At 76.0% G+C, this 14,348-nt stretch carries 1 protein-coding gene (only partly in view); it reads right to left on the minus strand.

The genetic code is table 11. From position 1 onward, the window contains the following. Positions 1 to 14,348, minus strand: partial view of a non-ribosomal peptide synthase/polyketide synthase gene (locus tag LTT61_RS15300; protein ID WP_233020629.1) — the 3' portion only. 11,110 nt of this gene lie beyond the right edge of the window; the window shows 14,348 of its 25,458 coding nt (coding positions 11,111-25,458); the start codon falls outside the window, past its right edge; the stop codon is at positions 1 to 3.

Genomic DNA, 14,348 nt, shown 5'->3' on the forward strand with positions numbered 1-14,348 from the left:
CTACGGGTGCCGCGTCCAGAGGTCGGCCAGGACGTGGCCGATGCGGGAGAGCGCCGGTTCGGTGGTCATGTGCCAGTGCGTGGCGGGGACCGCGTGGTTGTGCACGGTGCCGTCGACGGCGCCCGCCCAGCCCGAGGCGCCGGTGGCGCCGGTGGGGTCGTCGAGTGCGGCGGTGAAGTAGACGAGGTCGCCCTTGTAGGGGCGGGGGCGGTAGCCGGCGACCAGGTCGAGGGAGCGGACGCCCGCGTCGAGGACGCGGTGCAGGCGGTCGGCGCCGAAGGAGGCGAAGGGTTCGGGGAGGTCGCCGAGGCGGGTGGCGAGGTCACCGAGGGTGACCGGAGCCGGGTCGCCGGGGGTTACCCGGGCCGGATCACCGGGGGTTGCCCGGGCCGGGGTCACCGGCGCGGAACCGGCCGGTTCGCTTGCGACCTCCGAGCCACCGGAAGCGGCGACCGAGCTGAGGGACAGGCTCGCGGCCTGCGAGCCACCGAGCAGACCGCCCAGCAGATCACCGACGACGACCGAACCGTCCCGCTCGGCGGGCACCTCGAGCGAGCTGTCCATCATGCCGAGCAGGGCGACCTGCTGACCGCGATCCTGCAGCGCCACCGCGACGGCGTGCGCGAGCACCCCGCCGAGCGACCAGCCGAGCAGGTGGTACGGCCCCTCCGGCTGCACGGCGCGAATCTCCTCGACGCAGCGCGCCGCCCACTCGGCGATCGAACCGGGCAGCTCCGGCTCGCCGGCGAGCACCGGCGACTGCAGGCCGTAGAGCGGCCGCTCCCGGTCGACGTGCGCGGCCAGCCCGGCGAACGACCAGGCGATGCCGCCCGCGGGGGCGAAGCAGAAGAGCGGCTCCGCGCTGCCGCCCGCGCGCAGCGGGAGCAGCACCTCGTAGGCGACCTCGCGGTCGACCCGCCCGCGCCCGGCCCGGTGCGCGGCGATCCGCTCGGCCAGCCCGCCCGGGGTGGGGGCGGCGAAGAGCCAGACCACGGAGACGGTCTCGCCGAGCTCGGCCTCGAGCCGCCCGGCCAGGGTGGTGGCGAGCAGCGAGTTGCCGCCGCGCTCGAAGAAGTTGTCGGTGGTGCCGATCCGCTCGGCGCCGAGCACGTCGGCGAAGGCGGCGCAGACGGTCTGCTCCAGCTCCGTCGCGGGCGCCGCGAATTCGGCGGCGGCGAGTTCGGGGGCGGGGAGCGCGGCCCGGTCCAGCTTGCCGTTGGCGGTGAGCGGCAGGCGGTCGAGCGGAATCAGCACCGCGGGGACCATGTAGCCGGGCAGCCGCTCGGCCAGCGCGGCGCGCAGCGCGGCCGGGTCGGCTGTGTCGGCCGTGGCAGCCGCGTAGTACCCGGCGAGCAGGGTGTGCTCGCCGGAGCCGTGCGCGAGCACCGCCGCCGCGCGCACCCCTGGCTGCGCCAGCAGCGCGTGCTCGATGTCGGCGAGCTCGATCCGGTAGCCGCGCACCTTGACCTGGAAGTCGCGGCGCTCCACGTACTCCAGCTGCCCGTCGGCGTTCCAGCGCACCAGGTCGCCGGTGCGGTAGAGCCGCTCCCCCGGCCCGCCGAACGGGTCGGCGACGAACCGCTCGGCGGTGAGTTCGGGGCGGGCGTGGTAACCGCGGGCCAGCTGCGCACCGGCCAGGTACAGCTCGCCGGTGACGCCGATCGGGACCGGGTGCAGCCGGTCGTCGAGGACGTGCACCCGCGACCCCGCCTCCGGCGTGCCGATCGGGGTGACCGGGCCGGGCAGCCCGGAGTCGGTGCGGTAGCGGGTGATCGAGACCGCGGCCTCGGTGGGGCCGTAGAGGTTGTCGATCCGGGCCGCGGTCAGCGCGGCGACCCTGCGCACGGTGCCCGCGGACAGCGCCTCGCCGATCACCAGCAGGCGGCGCAGGGTCGCGGGCAGCGGTGCGGCGCCGGTGGTCTCGGCGAGCATGGCGAGCAGCGACGGGACCAGGGTCACGGTGGTGACGCCGGTGCGCTCGATCAGGTCGAGCAGGCCGCGCGGGTCGCGCTGGACGTCGCGCGGGGCGAGGACCAGGCGGGCGCCGGTGCGCGGGGCCAGCCAGAACTCCCAGACCGAGAGGTCGAAGGCGGCGGAGGTGGTGAGCAGGGCGGCGTCCTCGGCGCCGAGGCGGTATTCGGACTGCATCCATTCGAGCTGGTGCGCGACGGCGGCGTGCGAGACCGCCACGCCCTTCGGCGTTCCGGTGGAGCCGGAGGTGAAGATGACGTACGCCGGGTGCTCCGGGCGCAGCGGGGCGGTGCGCTCGTCGTCGCGCAGGGCTGCGCTGGACAGCGCGAACGCCGGCGCTTCGGCAGACGCCGGTAGAGCGCCCGCGCGAGTGGCGCGGTCGATGCCCGCGCGGCCGACCGGGGCCGTGCCCGAACGTGCGGCGCCGGCGTCGGCGACGGCCACGTTCAGCACCTCCCGGTCGCCAGGGAGGGGGTGCGGCCAGGCGGCTGAGGTCAGCACGAGCCGCGGGGCGGCGGCCGCGAGGACGGCGGCGGTCCGCTCGGCGGGGTGCCCCGGGTCCAGCGGGACGTAGGCGGCTCCCGCCGTGATCACGGCGTACATCGCGACCACCAGGTCGACCCCGCGCGGAAGCGCGAGCGCCACCAGCGATTCCGGGCCGAGCCCGCGGCCGGCGAGCAGCCGGGCCAGCCGGTTCACCCGAGCGGCGAACTCGGCGTAGGTGACGGTGCCGGCCCCGTCGACCAGCGCGATCGCCGCAGGCGTCCGGCGCACCTGCTCCTCGAAGCCGGTGACCAGGGTGGCCGGGCCCGGCAGCGAGCGATCCGGCCGGTTCCAGGTGTGCAGCAGCCGCTCGCGCTCGGCGGCGTCGAGCAGCGGGATGTCGCCGACGGGGAGCCGCGGCTCCGCGCAGACGGCGGCGAGCAGCCGGTGCAGCCGGCCGGCGAACCCGGCGACCGTGGATTCGTCGAAGAGCGCGGTCGCGTAGGTGAGCGAGGCCGCGAGCCCGGCGGGCGTCCCGTCCGGGTGGTAGCGGTCGGTGATCACCAGGTGCAGGTCGAACTGCGACACCTCGGAGGCGATGTCGAGCGCGCCGACCCGCAGCCCGGCCAGCTCCAGCTCGGCCTCGGCCTGGTTGTGGAAGGAGAAGCCGACCTGGAAGAGCGGGTGCCGCGCGGTGGAGCGCTCCGGGTTGAGCACCTCCACCAGCCGCTCGAACGGCACGTCGGCGTGCGCGAAGGCGGCGACGTCGGCGTCGCGCACCCGGGTGAGCAGATCGAGGAACGGGTCGGCGGCGCGCACCTCGGCCCGCAGGACCAGGGTGTTCACGAACATGCCGACCACGTCGTCGAGCTCGGCGGCGCCGCGCCCGGCGACCGGGGTGCCGACGGCGATGTCGGCGGTGCCGGAGAGCCGGGCCAGCAGGGTGGCCCAGGCGGCGTGCAGCACCATGAACAGTGTGGCCCCGCGCTGCCTGCCGAGCTCGGCGAGGCGGCCGTGCAGCCCGGCGTCGACGGAGAAGTCGAGGTGCCTGCCCCTGGTGGAGACCACCGGGGGGCGCGGGCGGTCGGCGGGGAGGGTGAGCTGGGCGGGCAGCGCGGCCAGTGCCTCCCGCCAGAAGGTGAGCTGGCGGGTGACCAGCGAGCCGGGATCGTCCTCGGCGCCGAGGGTTTCGCGCTGCCAGCGGCTGAAGTCGGCGTACTGCACCGGGAGCGGGGTCCACGCCGGTGCGGCGCCGGAGCGGCGGGCCGCGTAGGCGAGCACGAGGTCGCGGGCGAGCGGGGCCAGCGACGAGCCGTCGGCGGCGATGTGGTGCACGACGACGACGAGCACGTGCTCCCGGTCGCCGTCGACGGCGAAGAGCCGGGCGCGCACGGGGACGGCGGCGGTGACGTCGAACCCGGCGCCGATGAAGTCGCCCGCGGCGGCGAGCAGGTCGTCGGCGGTGACCGGGATCGGGGTCAGCACCGGCCGCCCGGCATCGGCGGTGGGCAGGACCACCTGCACCGGCCCGGATTCGGTGTTCGGGTACACCGTGCGCAGCGTCTCGTGCCGCTCGATCACATCGGCGACGGCGGCGTCGAGCGCGGCGATGTCGAGGTCGCCGCCGAGCCGCACCGCGAGCGGGATGTTGTAGGCGGTGGACTCCGGATCGAGCCGGTTCAGCAGCCACATGCGCTGCTGGGCCAGCGAGAGCGGGATCGGGCCGGTCTGCTCCCGCCGGACCAGCGCGGGCGCGGAAGCACCCGCGGCGGCGCCGAGTTCGGCGGCGAGCGTGGCGACCGTCGGGTGCTCGAAGACCAGGCGCACCCCCACCTGGGTGCCGAGCCGGGCGGCGAGCCGCGCGGCCAGCTGGGTGGCGGTGAGCGAGTTGCCGCCGAGCGCGAAGAAGTCGTCGTCCAGCCCGGCTCGCTCCAGGTCGAGCAGCTCGGCGAAGACCTCGGCCACGGCGTGTTCGGCGGCGGTGCGCGGGGCGCGGAACTCGGTGCCGCGGAATTCCGGCGCGGGCAGCGCCTTCCGGTCCAGCTTGCCGACCGGGGTGAGCGGCAGCGCGTCGAGCACGGTGATCGAGGCGGGCACCATGTACCCCGCCAGCGAGCGCCCGGCGTGCGCGGTGAGCTCGGCGATGTCGACGGTGTGGCCGGGCGCGGGCACCACGTAGGCGACCAGCGCGGTGTTCCCGGACGGGTCCGGGTGCCCGAGCGTGACGGCGGTGCCGACCGACCCGTGCGCGGCGAGCACCGCGTCGATCTCGCCCAGCTCGATGCGCAGCCCGCGCACCTTCACCTGCTGGTCGGCGCGGGCCGCGTAGCGCAGCCCGCCGGTCGCGGTCCAGGCCACCAGGTCGCCGGTGCGGTAGAGCCTGCCGCCCGCGGGGCCGTAGGGGTCGGCGGTGAAGCGGTCGGCGGAGAGCCCCGGCCGCCGGTGGTAGCCGCGCGCGAGCCCGGGGCCGCGCAGGTACAGCTCGCCGACCACGCCGACCGGGACCGGCCGCAGCCTGGCGTCGAGGACCAGCGCGGACATGCCGTCGATCGGCGCGCCCATGTCGAACGGCTCGCCCGCGCGCAGCGGGGCGCTGATGCTGGTGATGATGGTGGTCTCGGTGGGGCCGTAGGTGTTGTGCAGCGCGCGGCCCGGCGCCCAGCGGTCGACCAGGTCGCGGCCGTACGCCTCGCCGCCGACGGTGAGTTGCGCGAGCCCGGGCAGCTGCTCCGGGTCGAGGGTGCGCAGCACCGCGGGGGTCAGGAAGGCGTGCGTGACCCCCGCGCGCCGGATGAGCGCGGTGAGCTCGGCCCCGCCGTACACCCCGGCGGGCGCGATCACCAGCCTGGCGCCCGCGGCCAGCGCCAGCAGCAGCTCCAGCATGGAGGCGTCGAAGCTCGGCGAGGCGACGTGCAGCACGCGGGATTTCGCGGTCGTCCCGTAGGCGGCGAGCTGGGCCGCCGCCACCCCGGCGAGCCCGCCGTGCGTGGCGACCACGCCCTTCGGGACGCCGGTCGAGCCGGAGGTGTAGATGATCCAGGCCGGGTGCTCGGGGCGGATCGGGCGGAGCGGCCGCACCGCGCCGGGCGGCAGGTTGCGCAGCCTGGCGGCGGTGTCGGCGGCGTCGACCGCGATCCACTCGACGTCGCCGGGCAGCTCGGCGCGGACCGCGCCGACGGTGAGGCCGAGCCGCGCACCGGAGTCGGTGAGCATGTGGCTGATCCGCTCGGCCGGGTAGGTGGGGTCGACCGGGACGAAGGTGGCGCCGGTGCGGGCCACCGCCCAGAGCGCGAGCAGCGACTCCGCGGAGCGCGGCACCGCGACGGCCACCGTGTCCTCGGCGCCGACGCCGTGCTCGACGAGCAGCCGGGCCAGCCGGGTGGAGCGCTCGTCCAGCGCCCGGTAGTGCAGCTCGCGCACGCCGTCGACCAGCGCGGTGGCGTCCGGGTTCAGCGCGACGGCCGCGGCCATGAGCTCGGGCAGCGTGCGCGGCGGCACGGTGCGGGTGGGGGCGGCGAGCAGTGGGGCGCGCTCGGCCGGGGCGAGCAGCTCGGCGTCGCCCGCCGGGCGGGCCGGGTCGGCGGTGAGCGCGCCGAGCAGCCTGCCGAAGCGGCGCAGCAGCCCGGCGGCGGTGCCCTCGTCGAAGAGGTCGGTGGCGTAGTCGAGCTCGACGCTCAGGTGGCCGTCGGCGTCGGGGTCGCCGGCCACGGTGAACTGCAGGTCGAACCGGGCCACCGCCTCGGTGAACTCCACCGGGCTCGGATCCAGCCCGGGCACCGCGGTCGCGGCGCCTGCCGGGGAGCCGTCGGCCAGGTAGCTCAGCGCGATGGTGAAGAGCGGGTGCCTGGCCGGCGACGGCGCGGTGCCGAGCTCGTCCACGACCCGTTCGAAGGGGACGCCTGCGTGGCCGAAGGCGGCCAGGTCGGCGCCGCGCACGGTATCGAGCAGTTCGGCGAAGGGCGCGGCGGTGTCGATCTCGGTGCGCAGCACGAGGGTGTTCACGAACATGCCGACCAGGTCGTCCAGCGCGGCCGCGCCGCGCCCGGCGACCGGGGTGCCAACCACCACGTCGGCGGTGCCGGAGAGCCGGGCGAGCAGCACCGCGAGCGCGGCGTGCACGACCATGAACGGCGTCGCCCGGTGTTCGGCGGCCAGCGCCCGCACCCGGTCGGCCACCTCGGCGCCGATCCGGGCGCGCACGGTGCCGCCGCGGTGGCTCGCCACCGCGGGGCGCGGGCGGTCGGTGGGCAGCGCGGGGTCCGGCAGGTCGCGCAGGGTCTCCCGCCAGAAGGCCAGCTCGGTCTCGGCGCCCGCCTCGACGGCGGCGGCCTGCCAGAGCGCGTAGTCCGCGTACTGGGCGGTGAGCGGCGGCCAGGCCGGGGCGGTGCCGAGCACCCTGGCCAGGTAGGCGGCCATGAGGTCGCGCAGCAGCGGGGTCATGGAGTAGCCGTCGGCGGCGACGTGGTGCAGCACCGCGACCAGCACCTGGCTGGTCGGGTCCTCGCGCAGCAGCACCGCGCGCACCGGCACCTCGGCGGTGACGTCGAAGCCGCCGGCCAGCACCGCGCCGATCCGCTCGGCGAGCGGGGCGCCGTCCGGGTCGCGCACCTCCAGCCGCAGCGGCGGCGGGTCGGCGGGCAGGATCACCTGGTGGCCGGTGCCGTCCGGCCCGGCCGGGTAGACGGTGCGCAGCACCTCGTGCCTGGCGACCACATCGGCGAAGGCGGCGGTCAGCGCGGCGGTGTCGAGGCCGCCGTGCAGCCGGACGGCGACCGGGATGTTGTGCACGACGGAGTCCGGGTCGAGCCGGTTCGCCAGCCACATGCCGCGCTGCACCGGGGCCAGCGGCAGCCGCTCGGGGCGGGCACCGGCCAGCAGCGGGACCACGTCGCCCGGCACCGATTCCGCGGTGATCCGCGCGGCGAGCGCCGCCACGCCGGACGCCTCGAAGAGCAGCCGCACCGGCACCCGCCGGTCGAGCGCAGCGCCGAGCCGGGCGATCAGCCTGGTCGCGCTGAGCGAGTTGCCGCCGAGCGCGAAGAAGTCGTCGTCCAGGCCGATCGGGGTGGCGCCGAGCACCGCCTCGAAGGCCGCCGCGACCTGCCGCTGCGCCGGGGTCACCGGCGGGCGGTAGGCGGTGCGGGCGAACTCGGGGGCGGGCAGCGCGGCGCGGTCCAGCTTGCCGGAGGCGTTGAGCGGGAAGGCCGCCAGCACCACGAGCACGCCGGGGACCATGTACGCGGGCAGCGCGGCGGCCGCGGCGGCGAGCACCGCGGCCTCGTCGAGCGCGGCGCCGGGCGCGGGGGTCAGGTAGCCGGCCAGGTGCTCGCCGACGACGAGCACCGCGGCCTGCGCGACGCCGGGCACCGCGGCCAGCACCGCCTCGATCTCGCCGAGCTCGATCCGCTGGCCGCGGAACTTGACCTGGAAGTCGGTGCGGCCCAGGTAGATCAGCTCGGGGGCGTGGCCGGAGGTGTCCCAGCGCACCAGGTCGCCGGTGCGGTACATGCGCTGGCCGGGCCCGGCGAACGGGTCGGCGACGAAGCGGTCCGCGGTGAGGTCGGGGCGGGCCTGGTAGCCGCGGGCCAGCTGGATGCCGGCGAGGTAGAGCTCACCCGCGACGCCGGGCAGCGCGGGCCGAAGCCGGCTGTCCAGCACGTAGACGCGGCTGTTCCACTCCGGGATGCCGATCGGCAGCACGCCGCGGCCGGTCTCGCCGGTGACGTCGCGGTGCGTGATGCTGACCGCGGCCTCGGTGGGGCCGTACAGGTTGTGCAGCGCCGCCGGGCTCACCGCGCCGAAGGCCCTGACCGTCTCGGCCGGCAGCGCCTCGCCGATCACGAACACCTGCCGCAGCGTGGCCAGCGCGTCGGCGCGGCCGGCCGCAGCCACGTGCGCGGCGAAGACGCTGAGCATGGAGGGAACGAAATCGGTTGCGGTGACGCCGTATCCGGCGATCACCTCGGTGAGGTAGCCGGGGTCGCGGTGGCCGTCCGGGGCGGCGAGCACGACGGTGGCGCCGACCCGCAGGGGCAGGAAGTAGCCCCACAGCGAGACGTCGAAGGTGGTCGCGGTCTTCTGCAGATACACCTCGCCCGGCGCCAGCCGATACCGGGACAGCATCCAGTTGGCCTGGTTGACGATCGCGGCGTGCGAGACGCTGACGCCCTTGGGCTTGCCGGTGGAGCCGGAGGTGAAGATGACGTACGCCGGGTGTGCCGGGCGCAGCGGCAGCGGCCGCTCGTCCGCGCCGATCGGATCGTCCCGGTAGCCGTCCAGCCGCAGCTCGTCCAGCCGGACCAGGGCGCCGTCGCAGGCGATCTCGGTTCCGGCGGCAGCCAGCACCACCGCGGGGCGCGCGGTCTCCAGGATGTGCGCGATCCGCCGCTCCGGGTGGTCCGGGTCGATCGGCACGTAGGCGCCGCCCGCCTCCAGCACCGCGTACATGGCGACCACGAGGTCGATCGAGCGGCGCAGCGCGAGCGCGACCAGCGCCTCCGGCCCGACGCCGAGCTCGATCAGGTGCCTGGCCAGCTGGTTCACCCGGCGGGATAGATCGCCGTAGGTGATGCTGGTGACGGCGCCGCCGTCGTCCGGGACGAAGACCAGCGCCGGGTGGAACGGGGTGGCGGCGGCCTGCGCGGAGAACTCGTCCAGCAGCAGCTCGGAGCCGAACGAGACGTGCGCGGAGTCGTTCCACTCGGTGAGCACCCGGTGCCGCTCGCCCGGCTCGAAGAGCTCGATGTCGCCGACCGGCAGGTCGGGGCTCGCGGTGACCGCGGCCAGCAGCCGGAGCAGCCGCTCGCCGAAGCCGCGCACCGTCGGCTCGTCGAAGAGGTCGGCGGCGTAGGTCAGCAGCAGCGCGTCGGCGGTGACGGTGAGCTGCAGGTCGAAGCGGGTGCCGACCTCGCTGACGCGGTGCTCGGCCAGGGTCAGCCCGGCCGGCTCGACCGCGACCGGCTCCAGGTTCTGGAAGAAGAGCGCGACCTGGAAGAGCGGGTGCCGCGCCTGCGAGCGCGGCGGGTCGAGCACCTCGACCAGCCGCTCGAAGGGGACGTCGGCGTGTGCGAAGGCGTCCAGGTCGGTCTCCCTGACCCGGCGCAGCACGGCGCCGAACGGCGCGGCGGGCTGCACCTCGGTGCGCAGCACGAGGGTGTTCACGAACATGCCGATGACGTCGTCGAGCTCGGCGGCGCCGCGACCGGCGACCGGGGTGCCGACGGCGATGTCGGCGGTGCCGGAGAGCCGGGCGAGCAGGGTCGCGAGCGCGGCGTGCAGCACCATGAACGGGGTGGCGTCGTGCGCGGTGGCGAGTGCGGCGATCGACGTGACCAGCGCGGGGGCGAGCGGGAGCGTCGTCTCCCCCGCCCGGTGCGAGGCGACGGCCGGGCGCGGGCGGTCGGTGGGCAGGTCGAGCTGGGCGGGGGCGCCGCGCAGGGCGGTGCGCCAGTACGCCAGCTGGGCGGCGGCGGTCGAGCCGGGGTCGTCCTCGGCGCCGAGCAGTTCGCGCTGCCAGAGCGCGTAGTCCGCGTACTGCACCGGGAGCGGGGTCCAGGCGGGGGCGGTGTCCCCGGCTCTGGCGGCGTAGGCGGTGGCGAGGTCGCGGGCGAGCGGGCCGAGCGAGAAGCCGTCGGCGGCGATGTGGTGCACGACCAGGGCGAGCACGTGCGCGGCCGGGCCCTGCCTGAGCAGCGCGGCCCGCACCGGGACCTCGGCGGTGACGTCGAACGGGGTGCCGACCAGGTCGGCGACCGCGCGGGCCGGATCCGGTTCGTCGGTGACCGTGAGCGCGGGCGACCGGTCCGCGGGCAGAATTCGCTGCCAGCCGGTGCCGTCCAGGTCGGGGTAGAGCGTGCGCAGGGTCTCGTGCCTGGCGACCACGTCGGCCAGCGCGGCGGTGAGCGCGGCGACGTCCAGCGGGCCGGTGAGGCGGATGACGGCGGGGATGTTGTTCACCGTCTCGGCCGGGTCGAAGCGGTTCAGGAACCACATGCGCTGCTGGGCCGGGGAGAGCGGAACCAGCTCGGTGCGCGGGCGGCGGGTGAGCGCCGGGCGGCCGCCGGTGCCGGCGAGGCGTTCCGCGCGGGCGGCCAGTGCGGCGACGGTCGGGGCCTCGAAGACCAACCGGACCGGGAGTTCGGCGGCGAGCTCGGTACCGAGCCTGGCGACCAGGCGGGTGGCGAGCAGGGAGTTGCCGCCGAGGGCGAAGAAGTCGTCATCGGCGCCGATGTCGCTCGTGCCGAGCAGCTCGCCGAGCAGCCGGGCGACCAGGCGTTCGGTCTCGGATTCCGGGGCACGGAAGGTGGTGGTCTCGAACTCCGGGGCCGGGAGGGCGCTGCGGTCGAGCTTGCCGGAGGGGTTCAGCGGGAGGGTTTCCAGCGGCACGAAGGCGGTGGGGATCATGTACGCGGGCAGTACCTCCGCCAGCGCGTGGCGGGCGGTGTCGGCGTCGAAGGTCGCCGTCTCCGGGACGACGTAGGCGACGAGCTGGTCGCCGCGGTGCGGGTCGGCGTGGACCGCGGTGACCGCGCGGCGGATGCCGGGGAGCGCGGCGAGCGCGGTGTCGATCTCGCCCAGCTCGATGCGCAGCCCGCGCAGCTTGACCTGGAAATCGGTGCGGCCCAGGTACTCCAGCTCACCGTCGGCGCGCCTGCGGACCAGGTCGCCGGTGCGGTACATGCGCTCGCCCGCCGGGCCGAAGGGCGCGGCGACGAAGCGGTCCGCGGTGAGGTCGGGGCGCGCCAGGTAGCCCTGGGCGAGCTGGGCGCCCGCCAGGTACAGCTCGCCGGGCACGCCGACCGGCACCGGCCGCAGCCTGCCGTCCAGCACGTAGAGGCGGGTGTTGAAGACCGGTGCGCCGATCGGCACCGACTCGGCGTCGGCATCGGCGACCGTGTGGTGCGTGACGTCGACCGCGGCCTCGGTGGGGCCGTACAGGTTGTGCACCGCGGCGCCGGTCAGCGCCCGCGCCCGCTGCGCGACGGCGGCGGGCAGCGCCTCGCCGGAGGCAAAGAGGTGCCGCAGCCGGGCGGGCTCCGCGGCGCGCGGCTCCTCCAGGTACACCGCGAGCACCGACGGCACGAAGTGCACCGCGGTGACGCCCGCGTCGGCGATCAGCGCCGCCAGCTGCGCCGGATCCCGGTGCCCGTCCGGCCCGGCCAGCACCAGCGCGGCGCCGACCTGCAGCGGCCAGAAGAACTCCCACACCGACACGTCGAAGGTGGCCGGGGTCTTCTGCAGGACCACGTCGTCGGCGCCGAGCCGGTACCGCTCCTGCATCCAGACCAGCCGGTTCACGATGGCCGCGTGCGCGACCACCACCCCCTTGGGGCGGCCGGTCGAGCCGGAGGTGAAGAGCACGTAGGCGGCGTGCCCCGGCTGCGGGACGCCGAGCAGATCCACCTGGGTGAGCGGGGTAGCGGCGAAGCCGGCGAGCTCCAGCCGGTCGATCCGCACCTGCCGCACCCCGCCGGACTCCGGGTCGAAGCCGGAGGTCAGCATGAGCAGCGGGCGCGCGGTGGCGAGCACGTACTCGACCCGCTCGGCCGGGTGGTCCGGGTCGACCGGCAGGTAGGCGCCGCCCGCGGCGAGCACCGCGTACATGCCCACCACCTGGTCGGCGCAGCGGCGCATGCCGAGCGCGACGATGGAGTCGGGGCCGACGCCCTGGCCGGTGAGCCAGCGGGCCAGGCGGTGCACCCGGGCGGCGAACTCGGCGTAGCTGAGGGTGGTGTCGCCCGCGCGCAGGGCGGTGGCGTCCGGGGTGCGGGCAACCTGGCGCTCGAAGAGCGTGGTCAGGGTCTCGCCGGGGGCGCCGGGGTGCTCGGTGGCGTTCCAGGCGGTGAGCACCTCGTTCCGCTCGGCGGGGTCGAGCAGGTCGATGGCGCCGAGGCGCGCCCGCGGTTCGGCTACGGCGTGCTCGAGCACCCGGACGAAGCGGGTGGCGAGCGCGGTGACCGTGGCCGGGTCGAAGAGGTCGGTGGCGTAGCGGAAGAGCCCGCGCAGCGCGGTGCCGTTCTCCGTGCCGTGCTCGGCGAGCTCCAGCGCCAGGTCGAACTGGGCGGTGTCGTTGGCCAGCGGGTAGGCGGTGACCTCGAGGCCGGGGAGCCGGAGCACGGTGTCGTCGCGGTGCTCGAAGGTGAGCAGCGTCTGCACGATCGGGGCGTGCGCGCGGGAGCGCACCGGGTCCAGCTCCTCCACCAGCCGCTCGAACGGCAGGTCGGCGTGGCCGAAGGCGCGGACGTCGTGCTCGCGCACGGTGCGCAGCAGCTCGGTGAAGGTGGCGTCGGGGCGCACCGGGGTGCGCAGGACCAGGGTGTTCACGAACATGCCGACGAGGTCGTCCAGCGCCGGTTCGCCGCGGCCTGCCACCGGGGTGCCGAGCGCGATGTCGGTGCTGCCGGCGAGCAGGCCGAGCAGGGTGGCGTAGGCGGCGTGCAGCACCATGAAGGTGGAGACGCCGTTGGCCCTGGCCAGGTCGGTGAGCGCGCTGGTGAGCGCGGGGCCGATCGCGAACTCGGCGGCGGCGCCGCGGCCGGAGGCGACGGCGGGGCGGGGGCGGTCGGCCGGGAATTCCAGCAGCGGGGGGAGGCCGTCGAGTTCGGTGCGCCAGAAGCGGATCTGGTCGGCGAGGACGGAGTCCGGGTCGGCGGCGGAGCCGAGCGTCTCGTGCTGCCACAGGGTGAAGTCGGCGTACTGCACCGGGAGCGGGGTCCAGTTCGGTGCGACGCCGGTCGCGCGGGCGGTGTAGGCGGTCATGAGGTCCCGGGCCAGCGGCGCGGTGGAGACGCCGTCGGCGGCGATGTGGTGGACGACGACGGTGAGGACGTGGTCGTCGGGGGTCAGGCGGTAGAGGGCGGCGCGCAGCGGGAGGTCGGTGCGCAGGTCGAAGCCGGCGCCGGTGAGCGCGAGAATGGTTGCCTGGAGCGCGGTCTCGGTGCTGTCGGTGACCGGGAGCGCGAGCGCCGGGTAGTCGGCGAGGATGCGCTGGTACGGGCCTGCTCCGTCGTCGGGGAAGGCGGTGCGCAGCGCCTCGTGCCGGTCGACCACGTCGCGCAGGGCGTCGCGCAGCGCGGCCGCGTCGAGCGCGCCGCGCAGCCGGATGGTGATCGGGATGTGGTAGACCGCCGACTCCGGGTCGAGCCGGTTGAGCAGCCACATCCGGGTCTGCGCCAGCGAGAGCGGCACCCGCTCCGGCCGCGGCCGCGCGGTGAGCGCGGGCCGGACGGTCCCGGTGGTCACCCTGGCGGCGAGCAGCGCCGGGGTCGGGGCCGCGAAGACCTCCCGCACCGTGAGCGCGCCGCCGAGCGCGGCATTCGCCCGCGCCACCAGCCGCATGGCGAGCAGCGAGTTCCCGCCGCGGGCGAAGAAGTCGTCGTCGGCACCGATCGGCACCTCCGTGCCGAGGAGCTCGGCGACCAGCACGGCGAGCACCGACTCGGCACCCTCGCGCGGGGCCCGGAACTGCACCGCGGCATCGGTCACCTCGAACGGCGGCAGCGCCGCGCGATCCAGCTTGCCGACGGTGGTGCGCGGCATGTCGTCCAGCACCCGCAGCCGCGCCGGGACCATGGCGGCGGGCAGCCGGTCGCGCACCGCGGCGAGCACCGCCTCCGCGCGCAGCCCGGCCCCGCTGACGTAGCCGACCAGCACGTCCTGCCCGGCGGCGTCCCGCGCCACCAGCACCGCGGCATTGGCCACGCCTGGCACCGCGGCCAGCGCGCTCTCGATCTCGCCGAGCTCGATCCGCTGCCCGCGCAGCTTGAGCTGGAAGTCGTTGCGGCCCAGGTACACCAGGTCGCCCTCGCGGTTCCAGCGCACCAGGTCGCCGGTGCGGTACATGACCTCGCCCCGCGCGCCGAAGGGATCCGCCACGAAACGCTCGGCGGTGAGCC

The sequence above is a fragment of the Nocardia asteroides genome, assembly GCF_021183625.1.
Classification (GTDB): domain Bacteria; phylum Actinomycetota; class Actinomycetes; order Mycobacteriales; family Mycobacteriaceae; genus Nocardia; species Nocardia asteroides_A.